Source organism: Clostridium thermopalmarium DSM 5974, from assembly GCF_002995795.1.
Classification (GTDB): domain Bacteria; phylum Bacillota; class Clostridia; order Clostridiales; family Clostridiaceae; genus Clostridium_H; species Clostridium_H thermopalmarium.
In genome coordinates this window covers 1-25,944 of sequence record NZ_PVXN01000053.1, presented here as the reverse complement: position 1 = coordinate 25,944, position 25,944 = coordinate 1, and the positions used below count along the sequence as shown (strand labels likewise).

Genomic DNA, 25,944 nt, shown 5'->3' with positions numbered 1-25,944 from the left:
TATTTCTGTATTTATTGTGTAATAACTATGGTTAAGGTTCATAATGAGAAAAAGGCCATGACACAATTCTCATTAAACACAAATTGTATCATGGCCCTAAATCTAATCTATAGATATTTTTCATATCCTTTTTGTTCCTGCAAAATATTTACTAAATGCTTTATTTCTTGATCTTTGTTCTTATCCATAACAAGAAGCACATCACCTGCATCCACTATAATCAAGTCTTTAATCCCAAAACCTATGATAAGCTTTTCTTTTCCAAACACAAAGCAATTTTCGCTTTGTTCCATGAAAGCATTTCCTGATACACTGTTTCCTCTGTGATTGCTTAAAAATCTGCACATAGCAGAGAAGCTTCCAATGTCATCCCATTCAAACTCTGATTTTATAACGTATGCCTTTCTAGTCTTTTGCATTATTCCAAAGTCCACAGAGATACCATCTATTAGATTATACTGCTCCTCTATTGTTTCTTCCTCTTTATCCGTTCCTACATTTTTATATATTTCCATTAAACTTTTGTACATTTTAGGAAGATACTTTTCCATCTCCCGTAAGAATACATCTGCTCTCCATGCGAACATACCACTGTTCCATAAGTAATTCCCATCAAACAAAAAATCCTTTGCCACTTCCAGGTTAGGTTTCTCAGTAAATCTAGCTACCTTAAAAGTTGGAATATCCCCCGCAACTCTATCTCCCATTTGAATGTATCCATATCCTGTTTCTGGCCTTGTAGGATTTACGCCTATGGTTATAAGCCCTCTCTTTCTCTCTGCAATCTGGATTGCTTGATTTAATGTATCTATAAACAATTTTTCATTCTGAATAAAATGGTCTGATGGCAGTACTAGCATAACTGCATCCTTATCCTTTTTTAAAAGCTTTACTGCCGAAAGACCTATGCAGGTAGCAGTCTCTTTATTTGCAGGTTCTGTAAAAATATTTTCTGCATTTATATCTGGTAATTCTTCTTTTATTTTATCTATATAATCTTTATTTGTAACCACATATATATTTTCTTTATTTACTATGGGAGTAATCCTATCTACAGTGTTGCGTAAAAAGCTTTTATCATTTATGACTTTTAAAAACTGCTTTGGACTTTTCTCACGAGATAATGGATAAAGTCTTGTCCCTTTTCCACCGGCTAATATTAGTGCATATATCACTAAAACACACTCCATATTGAATTGGTTATATTTCATACTATGTAATAATGCCTATTTACGTGAAACAAAAAAAGAAAATTGCAGCGCAATTTTCTTAATTATTATTTCTATGATGCTATCCTATTTCTTCCTTGTTCTTTTGCATTATATAGTTTATCATCTGCATATTTAATTAAATCAACAGGCGCTAAGATATTATTATTTAATGTATATAATCCTCCAGAAACAGTTACTTTTATTTTTATATTTTCAATTTTTATGTTTATCTTTTCCACATTTTTTCTTATTCTTTCTAGAACCTTATACGCTTTTTTATTATCCGTATTAGGTAAGCATATTAAAAATTCATCTCCACCATATCTTGCAGCCCAATCTGTATCATTTCTAATGGAATTCGATAATATCTGTCCAAGCTTCTTTATAATAATATCACCTGCATTATGGCCATAGGTATCGTTTATACTCTTAAAATGGTCTACATCAATCATGGCAATAGATAAAGGATTTTTATCATCACATCTAGCAATTTCTTCTGGCAATATTCTATCAATGTATCTCCTATTGTAAAGACTAGTCAATGTATCTTTCATTATAAGAGTATTCAAATCTTGTACAATATTCCGTAATTCATGACTTTCACATTGATAAACTGTTTCGAAAACCAAGATATCCGTAATATCCTTAATCAATTCCAAGGCAAATATGTCTCCATTAAGCTCTAAAGGCACAGCAAATATCAAAAACATCTTATCTGCATTATTTTGTATTTTTACAAAGGTTTTTTTATGATTTAGTGCCTTTATAATAATACAATCCTTACACTCATTACCATCTAACCACCTTGAATAGCAGGTTATATTTTCGGAAATATCTTTATCATCTTTATATATAGTAGCTTTTTTTGTAACTGGATCTACAACTCGTACAGTATCAAAAATTCTCTCGTAGGCTTTAACTTGCTGTCTAAGGCTTTCATATTTGGTTATTTCTTTCATAGTAGAGATTACTCCTTTAAATCCCATTTTTTATAATCATATATTTGTTAAACTAATTATATTATTACCACATATCAGACACAATATTTTATAATATACAACAAATATACATAATTCGACTATAGTATAATATAATTTATGATTATAAAAACAACAAGACTTATTAAATTATATATGGTGAATTTCTTTAAATATCCCTTAGACTTTTCTGGAAAATCGGCAACATAGAGCTTATAAGATATTACGCTGGCAAGAGAAGCTATAAGCGTTCCCATTCCTCCTATATTTACTCCAAGCAAAATCTCTCTCCAATTTTCCGTAAATCCAGCTAGCAAAACTGCACAAGGCACATTGCTTATAATTTGGCTTAACAAAATAGCAGCAAAATAACTTTTTTTCTCACTACCTAAAACATACTTCATAACTGAATGAACACCTGTGCTATTAGATACATTACCTATAAAAAGAAAAAAACCTATAAAGGTAAATAGTAAAAAGTAATCCACTTTCATAATAAGCTCTCTGTCCAGAAAAAATACTACAATTATAGTTAATGCTGAAGCTAACTTATAATCTATAACATTAAATACAGACATTATGATTATAAAAAATAGAATTCCATATATTGATGCCTTCTTTTTATCTTTTATTGATATAGGATTTAATTCAAAATCTAGAGAAATATTTTTAGTCCTTAAGTTTATTAAAAAAAGCCATATAGTTCCCATAACAACCAACGGAACAGTTATTCTAAAAAAAGCACCAGCTTTTAATTTGTAATAAGAGAATAAAAATAAGTTCTGTGGATTTCCCATTGGTGTAAGACTGCTTCCTATATTTGCAGCCAAGGTTTGAAATATTATTATATCTATAACTTCTATTTTAGTCTTTTTCCCTATAACCAATGTTAATGGAACAAAAGTTATCAATGCCACATCATTAGTAACAAACATAGAACTTATAAAGGTTAAAGAGATTAATATTAAAGAACCCATTCTTGAATTTTTATATTTGCTTAATATTTCAACAGCCAACTTGTCCATGATTTTTAATTCCTCAAATGCCTTTACTATAAGCATGAGATTAAATAGAGAAAACAATACCTTAAAGTCTATGTAATCTAGCTTTGGAATAGATATAAAAGATGTTCCTATAGCTAGTATCAAAGCTCCAGTAAAAACTACTTCATTTTTTAAAGTCTTTATTATACTCTCCACGCTATCATCTCCCCAAACAATTATATGTTTATTTGAGGGCAGTTTCAACAAAATGCGCATTAAAAATATTGTATCTTCTATGCCACATATATTTCGAAATTTTAGCAAAATAATACCAAAAACAAAAGACTCTTGAACTTCAAAAAACTAAAACAGGATTAACTGTTATGGCAAACAGTCAATCCCAAATAACTAAGTCACTATATTTATTTACTTAATCTTGATATATTAGTCCCATATAAAAAATTTACATTAACTTTGAATTGTTAATTCATATATAAGATAAAAACATCTATAAAAAGTTTCATTTTTTTTGAAACATTTTTTTTAAAATTTATGTCTAATTTATAGTGAAGTCTTCATGCTGAAAGTACAACTAATGATTATCTTGTTAGTTGGGAAACTTCTATTGCACAGCCAGATATAAGCTATATTAGGCTTCAAGGTTAATAAACTAAAAATATTATGGAGGTGATTAAACTGGCAGTTTCCAAACCAAAGCATGATATAAATCTATTACTATATTCTCTTATAATTGCTACACTATTTGGTTTTATATCATGGATAATTTCAAAATCATTTGAAAAACAATTTACAGATATATTATTTTATGTAAGCTTAGGAGTTATAATAATTGGGCTTTTTTTGATGATGAGAAGGAATACTTCAGAAGCTTCTCTTTTAGGCCTTGATAAAAATAATGTTCAATATATTGCAAATGAAACTCTTGAGGACGTAAAGCAACAGCAGCAATCAACAGATTACCACAAGAACTTTAAAAAACATTCTGTTGAGGAATTAAATTTTAAAGGAATAGCTATATTGTTAAGTGGAGTACTTTTGATGATGCTGAATGTTAGTTTAACATAAACAAAAACGTAAAAAGAGGCTATCTTAAAATGATTTTAAAAGTCATTTTAAGAATTAGCCTCTCTTTTTTATGAATTTAATTTAATCCCATCTTCTTTCTCTTATCAATAATATGAGCTTCTATATTATTTGCTACTTCCACTGGGTCATCCCCAAGAGCTATCTTTCCCCCTGTTATACCTTCTACCTCTTCAGTCAATAACTTTACAAGTTTAGGAGCACCAGTCATAAATGGAGTTGGAGATAAGTGAGTATATGCACCAAATCCTAATGCAAATATTCCATCTATTGTTGCCTTTTGTTCCATCCATTCTGGAGCTGTAACTGCTATCGGTAAATCAGATACATCTACATCTAAATGATCTGCCAGTGCAGATACAACCATAGATATTCTTCCTGTATCTGTACAAGTTCCAAAGCTTAGTACTGGAGGTATCTTTAAAAGGTTGCAAACTTCTTTTAAACCTTCTCCTGCAATATTATTAGCTGCTTCAAGAGTACAAAGTCCAGCAACTTCTAATGCATGGTTTCCGCATCCTCCTGCAACTACTAAAATATCCTTTTTAATTAATTCCTTTGCAAGATTTACTGTATTCCAGTCCTGTGGTCCATTTCTTAAAGTTGAACAGTTTGCAATAGCTACTATTCCCTTAATCTTTCCTGCAGCTATTACATCTACTAATGGATCAAGCTTTCCTCCAAGAGCCTTTAATATAGCTTCAGTAGAGAAACCTGCAATAGCCTTTTGTGTAATCTTTGGAACCATAGGTTTAACTTTATTTTTACGTTTCTTAAAGTTTTCTATAGCAAGTTCAATTAATTTATCTGCCATTTCATCCACTTTTTCAGGATAGTATGGAATTTTATGCTCAATTCCTGGCATATCTATAATTGTGCTTATGCTAACTAAAGTTGCTTGATATTTTTCAGCATATTGGTCTAAAGCTGGTGGAGAACAGTTTTCTTCCATTGCTAGAACGTCTACTGTACCTGTAGCAAGTAATGGCTCTATAGCTAACCAGTTACCCATTAATCCTACAAAAACATCATCAATTTCAAATCTTTGTAGTAATTCCTGTCCTGTTTCTATAGAACCTACTACTCTTAGTCCTTTTGCTCCAGCTGCTCTTGCCTTTTCTTGCACTTCCTTAGTTCTTGCCTTTAGAATTGTTGCGGCTCCACCCCAAGGTTGATGTCCGTTAAACACTACATTTACATAGTCTGGATCCATAATACCTAAATCTACATCAACTTCATGAGGCATAGGTGTTCCAAATAAAATGTCTTGAACCATTTCAAGTCCAATCTGAGAATTATAAATAGTTGCAATTCCTAGACGAAGTGCTTTTGCAGCCAGTGATTTATAGCTTCCATCCACATTTGTTAAACAGCTTGCTACACAGTTTTGTTCCTCATGAATTGTGCCTTTAGGATAAACATTTATTTTTTTCCAAAGCTCTTTTCTTTTTCTTGGAGCAAAAGCTTCTACCATAAGATTTTCATCATCTTCACCAATCTCTTGTTGTCTTTGTAGTAATTCTGCTAATTGTACAGCCATTTTATTTATATCTTGATTAGTATCAATGCCAAGCTTTTCACACATCCATTTTAATTTATCTACATCTTTAATCTTAAATGGAGTTTTTCCTTCTCCTGTTGCCTTTAATGTGCGGAATGCTTCATATGCATGATGACTATATGTACCTGCTCCCATTATATTTTTTAATAGGAAATTTCTCATTGCCATAGCATCTGGTCCAATTCCGCATACGCCTTTTTCAGGCTCACCTTTATCATTTATTCTACATGGCCCATTTGAACATAATTGACAGCTCAAACCTTGAAGACAGAATTTACAACGTATCTTTTCTTGTTTAGTCCATCTGTCAAATACGTTAGACATTCCATCTTCTCTAATTCTTTTCATCATTTCCTCAACTGAATCGTGATAACTTACGCGTCCTTCAGCTTTTTCTAATATAGTTTCACTCATGAAATAACTCACCTCTTTTTAATTTTTCTCTAATAAGTTTTCCACTTATTTTCGTAAATATGTATTAGAAATAAGTAAAAAAGTGATTGCACTCATACGTAATGCAATCACTTTTTACAATGTCAATAACAATAACCTGATCCTATGTTTTTAACTATTTATGCAAAGGCTCTAAATACAGTTATTTCTTGAGTACATGGAGATCTTAAGTTCTCTTCTATATATTTGCAACTTGTTGCAGAGATTGGCCAATATCTGGATTATGGTGCAAGTTTGATTTCCTTATTTTGGATTCTTTTTGCTAAATCTTTAACCTTCTCTTCAATTGTTTTAGCTGTTTTTATAAACTCTTCATCACTTTTACCACTTGGATCATCTAATCCCCAATCCTCTACGTGCTTTACAGGTAAGTATGGGCACACTACATTACAGCCCATTTTTATAGCAATATCAACTTCTGGTATATCTTGAAGCAATTTAGAACTCTGGGTTTCATTCATATCAACATTATATAAATCTTTTATTATCCTTACAGCATCTTGGTTTATCTGTGGCTTTTTTTCTGTACCTGCTGAATAAGATTCAAATACATCTGATGCAAATAACTTTCCTAATGCTTCCGCCATTTGTGATCTGCAGGAATTGTGTACACATATAAATGCTACCTTTGGTTTCATAATTTTTCCCTACCTAATGCTCAAATTGGTGTAAAGTTTTTTACACTTTGTTTTGAATTTTCCTTTATATATCAAGGGTTATAGAGTTTTTTGGAAAAAAACAATGCCTCCCCTATTTCCTGTTATAATTGAAGTTGCCACACATTAATCATTATCAAAAAAGGACAATCATTGTCTTGACTTCAAGTATAACTTATTTAATTTCGTATAATCAATATCTTTTAAGAGTAATCTTTCAATTACTTCTGTTTATTGCCAGATATATTCCTCTTAAACAGTGGTTTTCCAAGGGTTCACATAGTCCAGAATATCAAAAATTCAAGGTGGATAAGCTTGCTATGAGCATAAGTATGGCAAAACAGTTAAGCCAATAAATCGTAGATCTGAAGCGTCAACTGTTCCTGAAAAAACTGTGTGTCCTCGTTGTGGTGTTTCGCACCAATACATCTATAAGAATAATGGTTCTAAGGGTCAGTATCAATGTAAGTTTTGCGGAAAGCTATTTAACGAAACAATTCATCACAATAAGTCTATTATTTTTCGTTGTCCTTATTGTAGACATACTTTAGCTACTAAGAAAGAACGTAAGCATTTTAAAGTCCACAAAACTATTTTTTATGGGTCTTTACATGTTATTACCTTCTGTAATGCGAAGTCTAATTTTTCATAAGTCAACTTTACACTATCGTGCTCAAAATATTTTACGCCGTAGAATATTTCAATTATGCAAAAGCAACTATCACACTGCTTTTTTTAGTACAACAGCTCCTTTATTGTTATTCTCCATACACTTCAACAAATAGTTTTCTTATATCTTCTTTAGTAACCACTCTTGGATTGTATACTGTACATCTATCTTTCATTGCTGTATCTGCCATACTATCTATCTTGCTAATAAATTCTCTTTTATCTATTTTTGCCTGCTTTAATGTCAAAGGAGTATTGCTTTCCTTCATTATAATTTTTATAGCACTAATCAAACTAAAAACTCCATCTTTTACTGTTGGTGAAGGTAAGCCTAAGATTTTTGCAATTTCAGAATATCTCTTTGCAGCTCTTGTCTCTTCATTGCCTTGTAGATTTGCATTATACATAATTACATATGGTAATAATATAGCATTAGCTCTTCCATGAGGTATATGAAAAGCTCCACCTAAAGCATGAGCCATGCTATGATTAATACCTAAAGAAGCATTGGCAAAAGCTACTCCTGCCATACAAGAAGCATTATGAATTTTTTCTCTTGCCTCCATATCCTCTCCATTTCTATATGCTCTTAAGAAATATTCAAATATTATTTTTATTGATTTTTCTGCAAGAGCGTCTGTAAAGTCACATGCTTCCATTGAAACATATGCTTCTATTGCATGAGTTAAAGCATCTATGGCGGTATCTGCTGTTATTTGAGATGGTACGGACTTAACAAAATCCGCATCTAATATAGCTACATCTGGAAGGAGCATTTCATCAACTAACGGCACCTTTTTATCTCCAAATGTGATTACTGAAAAATCTGTTACTTCAGAGCCAGTACCACTTGTAGTAGGAATAGCAACAAATAGTGGCTTAGTATAATTGTTATCTTCCTTAAAGATTATATCTGTAGCAATCATAATAATGCTCTTAGCCGCATCTATTGAAGAGCCTCCTCCTAATGCAATTACAACATCAGGTTTTGTTATCTGCATTTTTTTAACTCCTATAGCTACAATTTCTATTGGAGGATCCGGCTTTACATCTGAAAATACTTCATAATCAATTCCCTTATTCTCTAAAATTCTTAACATCCTATTTATATATCCTGATTGAACCATGAAAGAATCAGTTATAATTAAAGCCTTTTTGCCCCTTAACTCCTTTAAGTATTCAACTGATGATTTTTGAAAATATATATTAGGTTTAATACTGAACTTTTTCATAATTTTTATTCCCCCTTAAGATTTTGACACTTCCCTAGTTTAGTTATTTATATTTTTCATCTAATTCAATAGTGTCAACGATACCTACAATAGCCGCATCAGTAGGGATTTTTCTATCATTATATATTGACCCTGTAGAGCTCCCTTTCACAATAAGAACAGTATCTCCAATGCCTGATCCAGCTGTATCTACAGCAACTATAGATTTATCCTTAATAATATTTTCATTGTCATCAATAAGTTTTACCATTAAAAGCTTTGTTCCAATGAGTTTTTCGTTTTTTTGAGTGGATACAACTGTCCCGACCACCTTACCTAAGACCATAACTTCGTGCTCCTTTAATGAAATTTTCTAAAATTTCCTCATTTACCTTTGTAACTTTAATAAAAGACTTTTAACTATATTCTCTATATCCTTTTCAGATACTGAGTCATTATCCTCACATTGATTTTTAGGCTCATTTTCTCTTAAATCTTCTAATTCTCTAACCCCATAAGCTACTCTCCTTACATTTAATAGATTCATAGGTGATATGTTATCTGAAGTTGCACTTCCTCCAACTGCACCACAGCCTAAGGTTAGAGCAGGTACTAGATTTGTTGCTCCTCCGATTCCTCCTAGAGCCCCTGGAGCATTAACAAGTATTCTTGATACTGGCTTTTTTAGTGCAAATTCTTTTATTATTTTTTCATTATTTGAATGAATTACAAGAGTATGTCCCTTTCCTTCATTCATCAATAATTCAATACATCTTTTACATGCTTTCTCCCAATTTTCTTCGCAATAGAATGCAAGTATTGGAGCAAGCTTCTCCCTTGAATAAGGATTATTCTTTCCTACTGTACTTTGCTCAGAAATCAGCACCTTCGTTCCATATGGTATGCTAATCCCTGCTAAATCAGCTAATACTTGTGCGCTCTTTCCTACTATCTTAGGATTCATTGTTCCATTTTCTCTTAAAATGAACTTTCCTAGTTTATCAGATTCCTCTTTACTTAGGAAATACGCTCCTTGTCTTTTTAATTCTGAAACAACTTTTTCTCTATTGCACTCTTCTACAACAATCGACTGCTCTGATGCGCATATTACACCGTTATCAAAGGTTTTGCTATCTATTATTCTCTTAACTGCAAGCTGTACATCTGCTGATTTTTCTATGAAGGCTGGACCATTTCCAGGTCCAACTCCTATAGCTGGTGTACCTGAACTATAAGCAGCTTTAACCATTGCCTCTCCACCAGTAGCCAATATTAACGAAACATCTCTATGCTTCATTAATTCATTTGTTCCTTCCATAGTTAAAACTGTAATACATCCAATTATCCCATCAGGAGCCCCAGCATCAACAGCCGCTTTGCTTAATATTTTTGCAGTTTCTATTATGCACTCTTTAGCACTTGGATGCGGCGAAAATACTATTGCATTTCCTGCCTTAAGTGATATTATAGATTTATAAATTGTAGTTGAAGTCGGGTTTGTTGAAGGAATAAGTCCTGCAATAACTCCCACCGGTACAGCAACCTCTAATATTCTTTTTTCTTTATCTTCATTAAGAATTCCAACGGTTTTCATATCCTTTATGTGATTATATACAGTTCTGCTGGCGAATTTATTTTTTAATACTTTGTCTTCCCATTTACCAAAGCCTGTCTCTTCATAAGCCATCTTTGCAAGTCTGCTAGCTTCAGCTTCTACTGCCTCCACCATATTTCTAATAATTTTATCTATTTGCTCTTGAGAAAAATTTTTAAACTTATCTTGAGCTCTTTTTGCCTTTGCAATAAGATTTCTTACTTCTTGTACTGATTGTAAATCTTTATCTAATACTTCCATTATTATCCTCCATTTTCTATAATTAACTATATTCAAAATTTTAATAGAAAAAATACTAACAAAATTCAACTTTAATTTTGTTATTATAAATGTAATCCTTAGCAAGAGGAGTAATTATTGTATTTTTCCTTAGAGTAATGACTCCGTCATTTAATATCTGATTGATATCTTTTACTGTTAAAATCGAAGAGTTAAATTCAACTCTTGCTTTATTTGTAGTGTCTTTTGCTGGAATATCTTCTTTTTCTTTGATGGAACTTCTAGGTACTGAATTAAAAAATTTGTGTTGAATAGTCCTCTTAAATTCTTTTGAGTCAATGAATTTAACACCAAAACTCTCCAACTTTTTTTCATATTCTAAAAGCATTGAATTATATGCAGAATTACTTGAAAAGCCTTCTGAAATATTAATGGAATTTTTAGGATCATAGCTATCTCTAACAGCTATAATCTCTTTATTGAGCATTATTGATCGTGCTATGCCAGTTGTAACAATATTATCTTCTATACCAAGAGCTACCTTACTCAAAGTATTTCGTGTAAGTATAGGAATTAACACAAATTCTGAATTCTTTATACAATCATCAATTTTTTCTGTAGATTCTATGATATTACCATTTAACTCTTCTAACAATTCTCTATCAATGATTAATTTTGCCTCTTGTGACATTACAATACTGTACTCCACAGTGCTAAAGTCACATAATGCCTTTAATAAAATTTCAGAATTGACTTTACCTCCACTTATAAAAATCAATATCTTTTTATTGAGTAGAGGCAATATTTCTCTCACTATACTTTTTACTATATCTTCAATGTTCATAACAGCACCTCATTCATTTTTCATTGCTCATAGCAATTCCAATTGGTGTAATAAGTAATGGATTATACGGCTTTATGGATTTTATTGAAGTATACTTTTGGAAAACATTTTCTAATCCTTTTAAGCAGCAAGTTCCACCAACTAAATAAATACATTCTATATCATATCCACTAACGCTTTTTAACACTATATCTGCCATTTTCTCAATTACTGGTGTAACAATTGGGAAGACCATATTGTAATTATTCTCATCCTTTTTATAGTTCTCTGCTTCTTCAAATGATATATCAAAATTTCCCGCTGTAACTAATGTTAAATGAGTTCCTCCTGTTGGTTCATCGGCCGAAAAGATTACCTTTCCATTCCTTAATACAGATATACCTGTTGTACCTCCGCCTATGTCTACAACAGCTCCATCTTTTATATGAAGGACCTTTGCAGCCGCCTCTGGTTCATCTATAACATTAGTAAGTTGAAAACCAGATGATTCAACAACATTTTCAATAACCTTAACATTACCTTTAATTATTCCCGGTGGTATAGCCGTTGCTGCGTAGTTAAGAGATAATTTAAGTTTTTTTTCCACTCTTTCTTTAAGCTCTCTAACGATATTTACTGCACCTATGTAATCTACTACTATTCCATCCTTTACTACACTGGCAGATTTTAAAGCTCCACCTATAGGATTATTAAACTTATCTAAAACTGTTATAACAATATTGGATGTTCCTAAATCCACCCCTACTTTTATGTCATTTTCAGTTAGCTTTTCAACACTTATACTTTTATTTTTAAAGTTTAAATTTTCATCTATAATTCTCTCTTCCATACTTTTTATAATTTCATTAGCAATCTCTAACATGGCGTTCACCTATTTATCCCACAAATTCTTACTAAATCTTTACTTTTTACTTCTGCAGCATTCGCCTCATCAGTATCTATATGCATTTCAAGCTCAGAATCCTCAGTAACTCGTATAAGCACATCCCTGAATATAACTTTTCTTTCTCCTGTTGTTTCAACCTCGACTAAATCTTCATCCTTCACCCCAAATATTTCAGCTTGTTTCTTAGTCATATGTATATGCCTTTTTGCACATATAACCTTTTCATTAAATACCTTCATCCCCTTTGGTCCAATTACGCATAAAGAGGCTGAACCAAGTATATTCCCTGATCTTCTTACAGGAGCTTGTATACCTAAAGTAACTGCATCTGTTTTTGAAATTTCAACTTGGCTATACTTTCTCACAGGTCCTAAAACTCTCACATTTGTAAAACATCCTTTTGGACCTGCAATACATACAGTTTCTTCAGATGCAAATTGTCCTGGCTGACCTAATTTCTTTTTTGGGGTAAGCTTATATCCCTCACCAAACAGGACTTCTAAGTCCTCTTGAGTTAAATGGATATGCCTATTAGATATACCTACAGGTATGCATAAATTTCTATTCTTAACATTAGATTTCTTTACTACTTCTAAAACTATATCTTTAATGAGTGTTTCATCTAGTTTCATAACTTATATCACCCTCAGAATTTTCTACTTTTTTATTAAAGTGTATGCATAGAACTTTAGGTTGTCCTCTTTTTCTGCCGCACTTTGAATCATGGCATAAATTACATGTAGCCTCTTTTACGCTTTCTGGTTTTTCATTTTTCTTAGCATCGCTTATATCTATAACTTCTTTTCTACCTTCAATATCCTTCGTTTCTTCTACAAATTCCTTTTCTTTATCCTTATCAAATTGCAACATTGAACTTATACCCTTTGCTGGCCTTGGAATAACTAAACTAGCTATCAACTTACTTTTAACAATATCACTAACTTTGGCGGCATCAATTGCTGATTTTACGGCACCAACATCTCCCTCTATCTTTACTGTTACTAAAGCTCCCTTTGTAAGTTCACACCCTATCAATTTAACATTAGCAGACTTAAGACAAATATCTGCCGCCTCAATAGCTGGAAGCTTACCACGAACTTCTATAAATCCTACTGCCTCCATTATTTGTAAACACCACCTTTTTCTACTGCTTTACATAGCTTTTCATGTTATATAATTTTAAAACATCCTTTTCCATTTAATAGCATAAAAAAGGATGTTTTATTTTTAATATAACTTCAAATATAACGTTTCATTACTCTCTTAGCCTTTACTTTATGTATTTTAAATATAAGGCTTCGTAGTTGAAACAGGATTTTGTTTCATAGACTTTAATATGCCTAATCCAACTTCTCTTGCCGCTATCACTGATTGTCTAACAGCTCCTGAATCTCCTGTTATAGTTATAATGATTTCATTTGAATGCGCAGTACCTTCATCTGGACTTGCATAAGTTACTAAGTCTACATTAGCTGTTTTCATTGCTGTATCTGCCATAACAAGTCCTACTGCCGCTGGAGCTCCCACTATTATTCCAAAGGCTTTTCCTATTGGAGCACCATATGCCTTTTCAAGTGCAAGACTTGCTCTAGCTGTATAATGAAGTTCTACATGTCCTGCATCACAACCATACACATCTCCAAAAGTCCTCTCTACATCTTTTAGTGTAACTTCTACTGCTCTTCTTGCATCTGATACATCCTCTGCAGCAAAAACTATTAATGATCCGTGTCCAGCCCCACCCTTTGTATCTCTTGGAGTTTCTATTGATACGATTTCAGTATTAGTAGCTTTTACTGCCTCATCTGCCGCCATAATATGTGGACCTGCACCAGTTCTTGAACTTATAATACCTAAAGAACGATACTTTGGATCTAATTTCATTTTTTCATGAATATGTGAATCAATATTAGCTATAACTAGACCAACTGTATCTCCAATTGTACATCCTACATATTCTGTTATTGTAGGTACATCATCATACATAGTTTTAGCCTCCCTTTTTTCTTCCTTTTCTTCAATCTCCTGGCATGATTTTGGCGTAATATTGGATAAATCATTGCTGGAGCTTTCTATATTTACTCTTTTTCGGATTTCTTCTAAAACTTGATTTATTATATCTTGATCCATAGTCCCACCTCAAAGTTCTTATTTATTTGGAAAACGAAGGTAGTATTTTTTCTACATCTGTATGTGGTCTTGGAATTACATGTACAGAAATAACTTCTCCTACTCTCTTTGCTGAAGCAACACCTGCATCTGTCGCAGCCTTAACAGCTCCAACATCACCTCTAACCATAACCGTTACAAGACCTGATCCTATCTTTTCATATCCTATTAAAACAACATTTGCAGCCTTAACCATTGAATCTGCAGCCTCCACAGCAGCCACTAATCCTTTGGTTTCTATCATTCCTAATGCTTCTTGTCCCATAAAAAATCGCACCTCCAAAAAATTTTATATTTAATAAACAAGTTATATTTCTATTCTATTACCTAAGTAATTAAAGTTTTTTTATTAATTTGACTGAATTTTGTACTATAAATATGCATAATTATTGTACTATTTTGACTTATAAACAATTTATTATATTTTTATCTTAAAGTATAATCTTAGCATACAAATTCAGTAATAATTACTGCAAAACATAACTGGTGATAGAAAAACGCCTCCCATAAGCATAAATCATCTATTCACTGACTGCTGGCGAAACCATTTTAAAAGGAGATTCTAACTAAAGTTATAATTGATAAATTTATTAAAACAGATTTGCCAACTAGAGCTTGATACTAACCATTTCTATAATTAAATTGATAACCTTGATATCTGTATGATATAATATACATATATTTTGGGGCTATTGGATGTATATAGTTGTATTGGTTAATTATATAAAACAGGCCTTATAATATTAAGTTTTCCTTGTATAGTGCTTTTACTTGAATGACTTATAACTACAGTCTTTACTGCAAAGGCTATTATTGCATATCAACAGTTGGAAAGAAATCAATGTTCATATAACTTAGCAGAACTCTATATATTTTACGGGGGATATAAAATGGATTCATTAAAAGATTATAAGTTTAGTGATATCATCAATATCAAGACTTTAAAAGATATTCAAGATAAGTTAGCAAAGATAGTTAACTTTTCTGCAATCACAGTAGATATTAATGGTATACCAGTTTGCAAGGAAAATAACTTTACTCCATTTTGTAAACTTATTCGCTCGTCACCAAAGGGGTGCAATAGATGCATATCCTGTGATGCTCAAGCAAGCTTTCTTGCTGTTCAGGATAAAAAAACTCGTGTATACACTTGTCATGCTGGTCTTATAGATTGTGCTGCGCCTATTATTGTAAACGATATCTATTTAGGAGCTGTATTAGGCGGACAAGTTCTATTAAAAGGCCAACAAACAAGAGACTCTATAGACTTAAATAGAATTTCTCAAGAGTATGAAATTCCATTAGATAAATTAACTGAAGCTGCTGAATGTATAGAAATTGTTGAAAGCGACTATGTGCAAAACTGCACAGAATTTTATACTTTTCTTGCAAATTACATAGCCCAAATGGGTATGCAGACTATTATTCAAAAAAAACTGCTTAAAGAAAGTCAAGATAAGATGAAACTTGAACAATATGCTAAGAAAATGCAGCTAAAGACCATAAAGGCTCAAATCAATCCTCACTTTCTATTTAACACTTTAAACACTATTGGTAGGATGGCCTTAATTGAAGATGCTCCTACAACAGAAGAACTAATATATAATCTATCTGACCTATTAAGGTACAATCTAAGAAATGTAGAAGAATTTCCCAAGCTAAAAGACGAAATTGATAATATAAAAAGATATCTCTTCATTCAGACCATGAGATACAGCGATAGAATAACCTATGAAATAGAAATAGAAAACTCTCTTAATGACTGTAGGATCCTAGCCATGACACTTCAACCTATTGTTGAAAATTCCATAGTTCATGGCCTTGAAACAAAAAAGGAAGGCGGACATATAAAGATAAAAGCTTATTCTGTTTCTGAAAAAGATATGGTAATTGACGTTATAGATAATGGAAAAGGAATCGATAGTAGTATTCTTAATATATTGAACATCGCTGAAGATTTATCTGATACTAGTTTTGGCATTGGTATTCAAAATACTTCCAATAGACTTAAACATTATTTTGGTAAAAACTATGGACTTAAAATAAAAAGTGAGCCAAATATTGAAACTAAAGTATCTATATTTATTCCCAAACTAAAATAATATGTTATAAGTAGGTGATTAGAATGTATAAACTTATGATTGTTGAAGATGAGCCTCTTGAAAGAAAGGCATTAAGAATTATATTAAAAAAAGAATTTTATAACATTGATATTATAGAGGATTCTAAAAATGGTGAAGAAGCAGTATTAAAAGCTAAGGTATTTAAACCAGATATAATACTCATGGATATAAAAATGCCAGAAAAAACCGGCTTAGATGCTCAAAAGGAAATAATAGAGTTTCTTCCTAATGTGAAAACCATCATAATCACCGCATATGAACAGTTCAGCTATGCACAAACTGCTATAAAATATGGAGTTATCGATTATCTATTAAAACCTATAAGGCCAATCGATTTAAAAATGGTTGTAAATAAAGCTCTAAAATCTATTGAAAAAGTAGATTCTATAAAAGTAAAAGACTTAAAATCTAAAGATATATCTGAAAATACAATAAAAGCTGTATTAAAGTATATTGACAATAACTATTCACGAGATATTAGTCTAAATACTGTTGCTAATCATGTTCATTTAAATTCTCAATATCTAAGTAGATATTTCAAACAAAAGCTTGGTATAACCTTTACACAATATGTTACTAACTTAAAGATTGAAAAAGCTAAGAAACTTTTAATTAATACAGATAAATCTATAACTCAAGTTTCCATGGAAGTAGGCTTCTCTGATGTGTCATATTTCAGTAAGGTCTTCTATAAAAATGAAAATTTATCACCTTATAAATTCAAATGTAAATATAAAAATAATCTTTAATATTATCTATATATTAAAGATTGGTATACATCACTCCACAATGATTTTCTATGAGTAATGTATACCTTCATTTTAATATTAACTGAAGTCTATCTAATGTGAATGTAACTCTAATCTATTCCACCAATCTTACATATAAACCCATACTCTTCTATTATTTTTTTTATATTATTAAGTTCTTCCCTAGTAGGTGGCTGCAAATCTTTCATATTATATTCATATCCTAAAGATTCATATTTATTTTGTGCAAAAGCATGGTATGGTAAGATATGTATTTCACTAACATTTTTTAAGTCCTTCGCAAAATTAGCTGTGGCCCTAATATTTTCCTCATCGTTGTTAACTGTGGGAATTATAGGTACTCTTATTATTAGAGGCACTCCAGATTCTGCTATTAACTTTGAGTTATTCAATATTAATTCATTGGACTGACCTGTATATGCATAGTGTTTATTTGAATTCATATGTTTAATATCAAGCATAACTAAATCAAGCCAAGGCAATGCCTTTTCTAAAACACTTGGATTTGAAAAAGCAGTTGTTTCAATTGCAGTATGAAACCCACTTGCCTTACATCCTTTTAGTAATTCTATAGTGAATTCTGGCTGAGCTAATGCTTCTCCACCAGATAATGTAATGCCTCCACCAGAACGTCTATAATGTACATTATCTTTTTTTAATTCTGATAATAATTCTTGCACAGTTCTTTCATTTCCTGTCATGTTTAATGCCTCTGCATAACAAACCTCAACACACTTGCCACATTTAACGCATTTATCTTTATTAATTCTGCTAGGAAGATTAAAATCTATAGCCCCTTTTCCGCAAACTTCATAGCATCTTTCACATCCTATACAATTTTTAGAAAAAAACATTATTTGTGGTTCTATGCACTGAGATTCTGGATTACTACACCATATACAAGATAGAGGGCACCCTTTTATAAATAATATTGTACGAATTCCTGGGCCATCATGAACGGAATATCTCTGTATATCAAAAATGACTCCTTTTTTATTAAAGTCTACTTGATGACTCAACATTAATTTACCTCCTATAATTAAAAGTATTATCTAACACACTTAATAACAAGCGCCTATCCTAATAAGTAGAATGCTGTTTGTAAAAAATTAGGGAAGTAGTTAAAAAACTCTTCCCTTATTTAAAATGAAGTAAGAACAAATTAGAATGAATGTTCAGTTCTTCTTATAATATCATCTTGAATTGACTTATCCAAAGATGTAAAATGAGCACTGTATCCAGCCACACGAACTACTAGGTTCTTATACTTATCTGGATTCTTCTGAGCATCTACAAGTGTTTCACGACTTACTACATTGAATTGTACATGCATACCTTTATTATCAAAGAATCCTCTTACTAATGCGCTTAAATTCTGCAAACCTGTTTGACCTTCTAATGCAGAAGGATGGAATTTTTGATTGAATAATGTACCATTTGAAGCTATAAAGTGATCTAATTTAGCCACAGAATTAGCTGCTGCTGTTGGACCATTTTTATCTCTTCCTGATATTGGTGATACTCCATCAGCTAAAGGCTCTCCTGCCTTTCGTCCATCTGGCGTTGCTCCTGTTTGTTCTCCCATAGACACATTAGCGGAAACTGGATATAATCCTGGTTGAAACTTTCCACCACGTGGATTAGTGTATTTTTCAACTTCTCTACAGTATAATAATGCTACTTCTCTTGCTAGATCATCTACTTCATCTATATCATTACCATACTTAGGAGCTCTATTTATTAGCATTTGGCGAAGACTTTCCTTATGCCCGTATCCTCCTAGATTAATATCCTTTCCATGGTTTAAATCTTCTAATGAAATTTTCTTTTCTTCAAATATTAGTTTTTCAATAACTTTCATTATATCTTCACGTGTCAAGTTTTGTATTCCATTTACTCCATTAATACTATTAGCGAGCTCGGCTATTGGGTTTGCTTTAGTTTCCCCAAAGTTAGTGTCTAAAGCATCCTTAAGTGTTGCTAAGCTAACTTTATTTTCTTCGAAAACAAGCTTTTTAATAACTTCCAATGAATCAGCTACGTTGGCAACACCAACTCCTTGTGGACCTGTAAAGTTATAATAAGCTCCTCCTTCTTCAACAGACTTACCTTTAACTATGCAATTATCAACCATAGATGATAAAAATGGAAGTGGCGCTCTTTGTCCATGTGCTATATCCACACTGTTATCTGCATTAACTAAAAGCTTTACAAAGTACTCCATTTGAGTCTTATATGCACTCATAAATTCATCAAAGGATTTAAACGAAGTAAATTCCCCTGTTTTAGGTCCTATTTGTTTTCCATTATCCATACCATTGTTAATGGTGATTTCTAATACTTTTACCATATTAAAGAATGCTGCATCATGCCATCCTTCAGTTTTTCCACCTTTTTGTGGTTCAACGCATCCTATAATTCCATAATCTCTTGCATCTTCAATGCTTAGGCCGCGATTTACTAGGGATGGTATAATGACTTCATCATTATAGTAAGCAGGCATTCCTAATCCTAAACGGCTTACTTCTGCTGCCTTTAATAAAAGCTCATCTGGAGTTTTACTCCATGCTCTTATAGATATAGAAGGTTGAGGTAATTTAGTATGTGCTGTAGCTTCAAGACACATAAAAGATAATTCATTAGTTGCATCTAATCCTTCTGATGTTTGACCTCCTACTATTAAGTTTTGGAACATTGGATATCCACCAAAGCCTTTAGTTGATGCCTCATCTCTTACTTTATTAACATCATTAAATTTTACCCATAGACAATCTAATAATTCTTGAGCTTTTTCCATTGTAATAGTTTTTGCATCCAATTCCTTCTTAAAATATGGATACATGTATTGGTCAAAGCGCATAGGTGAAATTGAGTGCCCATTTGATTCTATTTGTATTATAGCTTGTACAAACCAGAAAGATTGTAACGCTTCGTAAAATGTTGTAGCAGGATTTCCTGGTACACGCTTACAATTCTCAGCTATTTGTAATAATTCTAAACGTCTATCATTATCTGTTGTTTCTTCAGCTAATTTTTTTGCAAGATCTGCGAAACGTTTAGCAAAATTTATTGCTGCTTTTGAAGTTATTATTACAGCTTCTAGAAATTGCTCTTTTTTTATGTAATTTGGATCTGTTTTATCGGACCTTTCTCTTTCTTCTTCAGCTTCTGCAATTATACCATTAAAACCTTTAGCCAATACTTTGGCATAGTCTACAGAAATATGTCCTACACCATTGAAATAATAATTTCCAACTGTAAATACTCCAGCATTCATTGCTTCCTTAGTTTCCTTAAACATTAACTCTGTAGCTAGTTCATTTGTAGTTTTTCCATCCCAATATTTGAATACTTCTTTAAGCTTAGATTTTGTATCTTCTGATATAAGAAAAACATCACCTTTTCTTTTTGCTAGAGTTTCAAATTCATCCAACAACCATTTATTTGAGAATTCTGGAAATACTGAAGCTGCTCTAGGCCTTTTAGTTAAATTACCAACTATAAGCTCTCCATCACGAATTACTATATCCATTTCATTTAATATCTTTTCTAACGCTTTAGCTCTTCTAATTATTATTGGATATGCTTCAGTCTCTTTATATGATTCGGTTATTAAGATTGCTCTTTGCGCTTCAATTTCAGGTGTTACAGTATATAAATCATTAATTAATTTGTCTATTCTTTTGCTTTTAGGCAAATTGTAATTTTTGTTTAAAACTTCATTCACTTTCAATCCCCCTTAATATAAATATCTTTTTAACACTAATATAACTTGTTTATATATAAATTTTATTGCTAAATCCTTAAATCTTTTTTGATTATTTTGACCTGTTTTTGTATTATATAGATTATGATATGATGTATTATTTTGATATGTATAATAATACTTATGTTTATTTTTTATATTTGTGGAATAGCAAAAATGGCTATGATATGTGGGATTACCACACATCATAGCCATTTTTAATTAATTTTTATTTTTCTTCCCAGTTTTGTGATCTTTCTACTGCTTTGTGCCATCCTTTAATTAATCTAGCACGTTTTTCTTCGTCCATATTAGGCTCAAAGGTTCTTGAAATCTTACAGTTAGCAGCTATATCTTCTTTATCCTTCCAGTATCCTACTGCAAGGCCTGCAAGATAAGCAGCTCCTAGTGCTGTTGTTTCTATAACTTCTGGTCTTTGTACTGGAGTACCTAAAATATCAGCTTGGAATTGCATTAAGAAGTTGTTAGCACATGCTCCTCCATCAACCTTTAATGCTTGTAGTTTTATTCCTGAATCCTCTTCCATAGCTTTTAATACATCATAAGTTTGATATGCCATAGATTCTAGAGCAGCTCTTATTAAGTGTTCCTTCTTAGCTCCTCTTGTAAGTCCTACTATAGTTCCTCTTGCATAAGAATCCCAATATGGTGCTCCAAGTCCAACAAAAGCTGGTACTAAATAAACTCCATTTGAATCTTCAACAGCTGTTGCATATTTCTCTGACTCTGGAGAATTGCTTATAATTCTAAGCTCATCACGCAACCACTGAATAACTGCTCCACCTATAAATATACTTCCTTCAAGAGCATATTCAACTTCTTCTGTACAGCTAGCTGCCATAGTTGTAAGAAGACCATTCTTAGACTCTACAGCTTTATGTCCTGTATTCATAAGAAGGAAGCATCCTGTTCCATAAGTGTTTTTAGCCATACCTTCTTCACAGCAAATTTGACCAAATAGTGCTGCTTGTTGGTCTCCAGCATCCCCTGCAATCTTTATAGGTGAACCAAAGATTGATGGATCTGTTTCTCCATATATCTTACTAGAAGGTTTAACTTCTGGAAGCATTGATTTTGGTATATTTAATTCTGCTAGAATTTCATCGTCCCATTTTAATTCATGAATATTATAAAGCATTGTTCTTGATGCATTTGTATAGTCTGTTATATGAACCTTTCCTTTAGTTAGATTCCAGATTAACCATGTGTCTACATTACCAAATATTAATTCTCCCTCTTTTATACTTACTTGTATTTATGTGTAATATCCTCAAAACACTTATAAGTCAGTATGTGTAGAGCTTATGTATTACTTTTTATGATTTACACACCTATATTTATATATTATATTATAAAATACAACAAATTTTCTGCTTATATTCAAAAAATCTTTAAATTATTTCACATCTATTTAACAAAAATAGTTATATACTAAGATTTTAAAACTGAATGGAGTGAAATGGAATTAAATTAAATCAGATATGTTTTAATATAATCCTTTAGATGTATTTTCAATATGAATAACTAATAAAGATCCATTTCTTTCTTATAATAATATAGAGGTTCTATCTCAAAACAAAATTTGAAGACAGAACCTCTATATTATATTTATAGGATATAAAATTTTTTATCATTATGTAATAATGCATTAAGCATGTGAATAGTTATTATATATAGCTTTTTATTTTTAGCTAGTTTTCCCACATATAATTTCTCTCTATAGCATTAAGATTATTATTAGCAAATGCTATATTTGATGATGTACTAGCACCACAATATACATCTATCCAATGATAAGTAAGCTTTCCAGCATTGTATCTCGCATAATTTGTGTCACCAGTGTCTTCTACATAAAAAATACTACGTAATCCTGTTGGAGTTGGTATTGGATTGTTATTTAATACAGTTATCATGGTACCAAATGGAATTAAAGGATCCAAAGCTCTAAGATCACCAGGATATCTTATCGGTTCCTTAGGATGAACTGCAACATATCCTATTTTAGGAGTCTTTTGACTTGCAGTATATCCACTGCCTGTATAGCCTGTAACAGTTTGAGATAATTCATAAAATACATCTGCTTTTACAGTTTTAGCACTTGTAATAGTAATGGCAGCTACTCCTATTACTAATGTCATCACAAAAATCTTGCTTAATTTCATTAACTTCATAAGTTCTACATCCCCTTTTTAATTTCTTCCCACCGTTGCTGTGGGACCGTACAAAAATATAGTTTTTTATCGTACCCTGATATGATAGTTACCAGCTGCTCATATTGTGGTACATCTATTTTTTCATTAGTCCACTCTATAAAATCACCTCCTTGTTTTAATTTATATAGGCTATTCTCAGGTGTATATATGTAAATTGAATAACCTCCGTTTAAACTTTGATCTATAAAAATGTTTTTTATTTGTACAGGCACCTCAAGCATCGTCCATTTATTTGTATTCTTATTCAATATAGCAATTTTTTTAGAATTATATATTATTATGCTATTGTCTTTGACCTCTAGCCCTTCAATATCATCATTTAATGGAGTAGACAACTTTATCCAACCCCCACTATTCTCTATAAATAGTTGATTATTCTTTATCATAATCAACTTTTCATCTAAATCACTCTTAATTATTTGAGCTCCTTCAGGTACGTTTTTAATAGTCCAATTATTACCTTCATCATTAGAAATGTATAACTTTTTTTGTGTTACTATAGAAACATTATTTCTATTAATACTACATCCATAAATTATATCTCCTGAAATATCAATCGTTTTTACCCAAGTATCTCCATCATCTTTTGATACATACGCTCCCGAGTCTGCTACTATATACATAGTCTTATTTTTTTTATATCCTGATGAAAACCATAATCTCGCTATATTATAATTTAATTTTAATTTTTTCCAGGATTGTCCCCCATCAGCTGTTATTAACGACACTGGTTTTATAGAGGACTCAGAATCTCCGCTAAACCCCCAAATTGCAATAACTTCTTCGCCTTGAAAGTTATCTGCTTTAGCTGCTCCTACAGCTCCAAATATTTTACTTTCTAACGGTTGAATTTTATTCTTCTCCTTGAACAGTCCCCCACCTACTCTTATTTTATGAATAGCTGAGTCAATATTACCTGTAAGTGAATCAACAAAAATCTTAGCCATATTTCCACTATTATCAGTTCCTATTACTGTCACCATATATTTATTATCTTCTAAGTTTAACCTAAAATGATATCCTGATGCCCAACCAATGCTCGGATTGATATTATATTTATCTTTTATATCTTTTAGTCTATTTGAAGCATTTAATATACTTTTTTCATCATTCATAATGGTTTCCTCTTCAACTACACTCTTCACTGCTTTACAGCTAACTACATCTTTGTCATGTATAGTCACTATATAGTGTTGATCTGTTTTAGGAACAGCGAAATCTAAATTCCAAAATCTTCTTTTTCCGTCTACACCTTCATTCATATCTTTTAATTTTGGATCATCAACACTACTGATATAGCATACTTGAGCATTTTTATTTAATTTTTTTACTGTCAATAATGATAATTTATAAGCCTCATACATATTTATTGGCTTGAAAGCTACAGCATGTACAGTTTTTGGGCTGCCAAATATATTTTTATAGTTCATTGCTAATATAACTATTCCTAATAAGATTAATATACAAAAGGTGATCTTTTTAAACATCAAATCACTTCCTCATACATTAATTATCGCAATTTATGTAACATTATATACTAATTTTACATTTATTTTCTACTTATGTTAATATATTTTATTATTACCATCTAATTTTTTATGCTATATAACAAAAATAAGCCCACACTAAAAACACAGGCTTATTTCTATATTTACTCTGATTTATGAATAAAATTAATTACTTTTGTACTTTCTGGACTAGTTTCTATAGTTATCGTATCCGTGCCTAGAGGTGGATTATGTGCTCCAGTAAAAGTATTTATCTGTATTATAACCCTATAAGTAAATGCTTCACTTGGCTTATCAATACTAAGTATTTTAGCATCAAACAAATCAAACTGTTTATTAGTACCATAATAGTCATAAACTGCTTTAGTAATAAACGGATATGCAAATGACAATAAAGCTTCATTACAATAATTAGCAGCTACTTTCTCTAACTGAATTTCCTTTTTTTCGCTAAAGGCTTTTGTTTTTCCACTGCAACAAAGTGCACACATAGTAATAGTGATCATAAAAACTACTACAGTATATACTATTTTTTTCATTATAACTGCAACACCTCCTTTTACTTATAGTTATTATGTTATTATTTCACTGTAATATTCACATTACTTTTAAATTTGAAAGGAGATTACTTTGTAGTACAACTTAATATTAAATTAAAAATGTATGCCTTATATTTTTTGCTTTTAAAGTTATATGTAGTATATAATAGATATATCTGTATACTTTGTTTTACATTGTAAACCCTACTTATTTTCACATAATTATAAAGTGCTTGCTTTTTGCGTTTGAAATTTAATACTAAAATCATCAAATTTGACTTATCTCTGAAACTGACTAACTTGACGTCCTTAGTCCCGCTTTCATTATAAAAGCCTCATTCTCATAAGCCCCTAAATTGATTTGGACAATTGCCTATACATTTATTATAATGTAGAAAGTGATTGGAGGTAAGCCATGAGAGGAAGAACTTATACAAAAGAATTGAAGGAAGAAATATTAAGAGAAG

Annotated in this window: 23 protein-coding genes and 1 pseudogene; 4 read left to right on the top strand and 20 right to left on the bottom strand. The window is 31.4% G+C overall.

Annotated elements, in window-relative coordinates; all coding sequences use genetic code 11:
* Positions 1-107: 107 nt before the first annotated feature.
* From CPAL_RS09195 to CPAL_RS09185, 3 genes are all read right to left on the bottom strand, one after another.
* Entirely contained in the window at positions 108-1,175 is a 1,068-nt protein-coding gene (locus tag CPAL_RS09195) for a mannose-1-phosphate guanylyltransferase (protein ID WP_061857643.1), read from the bottom strand.
* 107 nt (positions 1,176-1,282) lie between these two features.
* Positions 1,283-2,170: a GGDEF domain-containing protein gene (locus tag CPAL_RS09190; RefSeq protein WP_165815375.1), complete on the bottom strand. Its 888-nt coding sequence runs from the start codon at positions 2,168-2,170 to the stop codon at positions 1,283-1,285.
* A 119-nt stretch (positions 2,171-2,289) separates the two neighbouring features.
* Positions 2,290-3,387, bottom strand: coding sequence for an SLC13 family permease (locus CPAL_RS09185; RefSeq protein WP_242976303.1), 1,098 nt, complete (start codon positions 3,385-3,387; stop codon positions 2,290-2,292).
* A gap of 471 nt (positions 3,388-3,858) precedes the next feature.
* Between CPAL_RS09185 and CPAL_RS09180 the strand changes: the two genes are divergently transcribed.
* Positions 3,859-4,257, top strand: coding sequence for a hypothetical protein (locus CPAL_RS09180; RefSeq protein WP_169798684.1), 399 nt, complete (start codon positions 3,859-3,861; stop codon positions 4,255-4,257).
* Between the two features lie 76 nt (positions 4,258-4,333).
* Here the strand turns inward: CPAL_RS09180 and cooS are convergent, their stop codons facing one another.
* Positions 4,334-6,250 (bottom strand): anaerobic carbon-monoxide dehydrogenase catalytic subunit, encoded by a 1,917-nt coding sequence (cooS, locus tag CPAL_RS09175; protein ID WP_061857647.1) that lies wholly within the window; start codon positions 6,248-6,250, stop codon positions 4,334-4,336.
* A gap of 260 nt (positions 6,251-6,510) precedes the next feature.
* Positions 6,511-6,927, bottom strand: a complete 417-nt coding sequence (locus CPAL_RS09170; protein ID WP_061857648.1) for an arsenate reductase ArsC — start codon at positions 6,925-6,927, stop codon at positions 6,511-6,513.
* Positions 6,928-7,339: 412 nt separating this feature from the next.
* Between CPAL_RS09170 and CPAL_RS13765 the strand changes: the two genes are divergently transcribed.
* On the top strand, positions 7,340-7,597 hold the full coding sequence (locus tag CPAL_RS13765; protein WP_165815376.1) for a hypothetical protein: 258 nt from the start codon (positions 7,340-7,342) through the stop codon (positions 7,595-7,597).
* Between the two features lie 106 nt (positions 7,598-7,703).
* On the opposite strand, the gene CPAL_RS09165 is transcribed toward CPAL_RS13765, so the two are convergent.
* The 9 genes from CPAL_RS09165 to pduA form a co-directional block, all read right to left on the bottom strand.
* A complete protein-coding gene (locus tag CPAL_RS09165) occupies positions 7,704-8,846 on the bottom strand; it encodes a 1-propanol dehydrogenase PduQ (RefSeq protein WP_061857649.1) in 1,143 nt (380 codons plus the stop codon).
* 43 nt (positions 8,847-8,889) lie between these two features.
* Positions 8,890-9,171 (bottom strand): EutN/CcmL family microcompartment protein, encoded by a 282-nt coding sequence (locus tag CPAL_RS09160; RefSeq protein WP_061857650.1) that lies wholly within the window; start codon positions 9,169-9,171, stop codon positions 8,890-8,892.
* A 42-nt stretch (positions 9,172-9,213) separates the two neighbouring features.
* Positions 9,214-10,680 (bottom strand): acetaldehyde dehydrogenase (acetylating), encoded by a 1,467-nt coding sequence (locus CPAL_RS09155; protein ID WP_061857651.1) that lies wholly within the window; start codon positions 10,678-10,680, stop codon positions 9,214-9,216.
* A 55-nt stretch (positions 10,681-10,735) separates the two neighbouring features.
* On the bottom strand, positions 10,736-11,503 hold the full coding sequence (locus tag CPAL_RS09150; protein WP_061857652.1) for a flavoprotein: 768 nt from the start codon (positions 11,501-11,503) through the stop codon (positions 10,736-10,738).
* Positions 11,504-11,516: 13 nt separating this feature from the next.
* Positions 11,517-12,365, bottom strand: a complete 849-nt coding sequence (gene eutJ / locus CPAL_RS09145; RefSeq protein ID WP_106024464.1) for an ethanolamine utilization protein EutJ — start codon at positions 12,363-12,365, stop codon at positions 11,517-11,519.
* A gap of 5 nt (positions 12,366-12,370) precedes the next feature.
* Positions 12,371-13,021 carry a phosphate propanoyltransferase gene (locus CPAL_RS09140; RefSeq protein ID WP_061857653.1) on the bottom strand — a complete coding sequence of 217 codons (651 nt, stop codon included), beginning with the start codon at positions 13,019-13,021 and terminating at the stop codon, positions 12,371-12,373.
* The gene (locus CPAL_RS09135; protein WP_061857654.1) at positions 13,008-13,511 is read right to left on the bottom strand and encodes a BMC domain-containing protein; all 504 of its coding nucleotides are present in this window, start codon (positions 13,509-13,511) and stop codon (positions 13,008-13,010) included. The genes CPAL_RS09140 and CPAL_RS09135 overlap by 14 nt, the downstream gene beginning before the upstream one ends.
* Positions 13,512-13,673: 162 nt before the next feature.
* Complete coding sequence (gene pduB / locus CPAL_RS09130) at positions 13,674-14,519, bottom strand: propanediol utilization microcompartment protein PduB (RefSeq protein WP_061857655.1); 846 nt, start codon at positions 14,517-14,519, stop codon at positions 13,674-13,676.
* Between the two features lie 22 nt (positions 14,520-14,541).
* Positions 14,542-14,823, bottom strand: a complete 282-nt coding sequence (gene pduA, locus CPAL_RS09125) for a propanediol utilization microcompartment protein PduA (protein WP_061857656.1) — start codon at positions 14,821-14,823, stop codon at positions 14,542-14,544.
* Between the two features lie 625 nt (positions 14,824-15,448).
* Between pduA and CPAL_RS09120 the strand changes: the two genes are divergently transcribed.
* Both CPAL_RS09120 and CPAL_RS09115 read left to right on the top strand, forming a co-directional pair.
* Positions 15,449-16,660, top strand: coding sequence for a sensor histidine kinase (locus CPAL_RS09120; RefSeq protein WP_106024463.1), 1,212 nt, complete (start codon positions 15,449-15,451; stop codon positions 16,658-16,660).
* 23 nt (positions 16,661-16,683) lie between these two features.
* Positions 16,684-17,430 carry a response regulator transcription factor gene (locus CPAL_RS09115; RefSeq protein ID WP_061857658.1) on the top strand — a complete coding sequence of 249 codons (747 nt, stop codon included), beginning with the start codon at positions 16,684-16,686 and terminating at the stop codon, positions 17,428-17,430.
* Positions 17,431-17,540: 110 nt separating this feature from the next.
* Here the strand turns inward: CPAL_RS09115 and CPAL_RS09110 are convergent, their stop codons facing one another.
* The 6 genes and pseudogenes from CPAL_RS09110 to CPAL_RS09085 form a co-directional block, all read right to left on the bottom strand.
* Positions 17,541-18,473, bottom strand: coding sequence for a glycyl-radical enzyme activating protein (locus tag CPAL_RS09110; protein ID WP_061857659.1), 933 nt, complete (start codon positions 18,471-18,473; stop codon positions 17,541-17,543).
* A 140-nt stretch (positions 18,474-18,613) separates the two neighbouring features.
* The gene (locus CPAL_RS09105; RefSeq protein WP_061857660.1) at positions 18,614-21,178 is read right to left on the bottom strand and encodes a glycyl radical protein; all 2,565 of its coding nucleotides are present in this window, start codon (positions 21,176-21,178) and stop codon (positions 18,614-18,616) included.
* A 247-nt stretch (positions 21,179-21,425) separates the two neighbouring features.
* Positions 21,426-22,457: pseudogene (locus CPAL_RS09100) on the bottom strand (FGGY family carbohydrate kinase); the annotation flags it as partial.
* Between the two features lie 451 nt (positions 22,458-22,908).
* Positions 22,909-23,388 carry a hypothetical protein gene (locus CPAL_RS09095; protein WP_106024462.1) on the bottom strand — a complete coding sequence of 160 codons (480 nt, stop codon included), beginning with the start codon at positions 23,386-23,388 and terminating at the stop codon, positions 22,909-22,911.
* 5 nt (positions 23,389-23,393) lie between these two features.
* Positions 23,394-24,917, bottom strand: coding sequence for a WD40/YVTN/BNR-like repeat-containing protein (locus CPAL_RS09090; protein WP_106024461.1), 1,524 nt, complete (start codon positions 24,915-24,917; stop codon positions 23,394-23,396).
* 164 nt (positions 24,918-25,081) lie between these two features.
* Positions 25,082-25,477, bottom strand: coding sequence for a DUF3888 domain-containing protein (locus tag CPAL_RS09085; protein WP_106024460.1), 396 nt, complete (start codon positions 25,475-25,477; stop codon positions 25,082-25,084).
* Positions 25,478-25,944: the final 467 nt, after the last annotated feature.

What these genes read in the sequence shown, in the direction of transcription:
- CPAL_RS09190 (WP_165815375.1), bottom strand. Translation starts at nt 2,170, where the DNA reads ATGAAAGAAATAACCAAATATGAAAGCCTTAGACAGCAAGTTAAAGCC.
- cooS (WP_061857647.1), bottom strand. Translation starts at nt 6,250, where the DNA reads ATGAGTGAAACTATATTAGAAAAAGCTGAAGGACGCGTAAGTTATCAC.
- CPAL_RS09170 (WP_061857648.1), bottom strand. Translation starts at nt 6,927, where the DNA reads ATGAAACCAAAGGTAGCATTTATATGTGTACACAATTCCTGCAGATCA.
- CPAL_RS09165 (WP_061857649.1), bottom strand. Translation starts at nt 8,846, where the DNA reads ATGAAAAAGTTCAGTATTAAACCTAATATATATTTTCAAAAATCATCA.
- CPAL_RS09160 (WP_061857650.1), bottom strand. Translation starts at nt 9,171, where the DNA reads ATGGTCTTAGGTAAGGTGGTCGGGACAGTTGTATCCACTCAAAAAAAC.
- CPAL_RS09155 (WP_061857651.1), bottom strand. Translation starts at nt 10,680, where the DNA reads ATGGAAGTATTAGATAAAGATTTACAATCAGTACAAGAAGTAAGAAAT.
- CPAL_RS09150 (WP_061857652.1), bottom strand. Translation starts at nt 11,503, where the DNA reads ATGAACATTGAAGATATAGTAAAAAGTATAGTGAGAGAAATATTGCCT.
- eutJ (WP_106024464.1), bottom strand. Translation starts at nt 12,365, where the DNA reads ATGTTAGAGATTGCTAATGAAATTATAAAAAGTATGGAAGAGAGAATT.
- CPAL_RS09140 (WP_061857653.1), bottom strand. Translation starts at nt 13,021, where the DNA reads ATGAAACTAGATGAAACACTCATTAAAGATATAGTTTTAGAAGTAGTA.
- CPAL_RS09135 (WP_061857654.1), bottom strand. Translation starts at nt 13,511, where the DNA reads ATGGAGGCAGTAGGATTTATAGAAGTTCGTGGTAAGCTTCCAGCTATT.
- pduB (WP_061857655.1), bottom strand. Translation starts at nt 14,519, where the DNA reads ATGGATCAAGATATAATAAATCAAGTTTTAGAAGAAATCCGAAAAAGA.
- pduA (WP_061857656.1), bottom strand. Translation starts at nt 14,823, where the DNA reads ATGGGACAAGAAGCATTAGGAATGATAGAAACCAAAGGATTAGTGGCT.
- CPAL_RS09120 (WP_106024463.1), top strand. Translation starts at nt 15,449, where the DNA reads ATGGATTCATTAAAAGATTATAAGTTTAGTGATATCATCAATATCAAG.
- CPAL_RS09115 (WP_061857658.1), top strand. Translation starts at nt 16,684, where the DNA reads ATGTATAAACTTATGATTGTTGAAGATGAGCCTCTTGAAAGAAAGGCA.
- CPAL_RS09110 (WP_061857659.1), bottom strand. Translation starts at nt 18,473, where the DNA reads ATGTTGAGTCATCAAGTAGACTTTAATAAAAAAGGAGTCATTTTTGAT.
- CPAL_RS09095 (WP_106024462.1), bottom strand. Translation starts at nt 23,388, where the DNA reads ATGAAGTTAATGAAATTAAGCAAGATTTTTGTGATGACATTAGTAATA.
- CPAL_RS09090 (WP_106024461.1), bottom strand. Translation starts at nt 24,917, where the DNA reads ATGTTTAAAAAGATCACCTTTTGTATATTAATCTTATTAGGAATAGTT.
- CPAL_RS09085 (WP_106024460.1), bottom strand. Translation starts at nt 25,477, where the DNA reads ATGAAAAAAATAGTATATACTGTAGTAGTTTTTATGATCACTATTACT.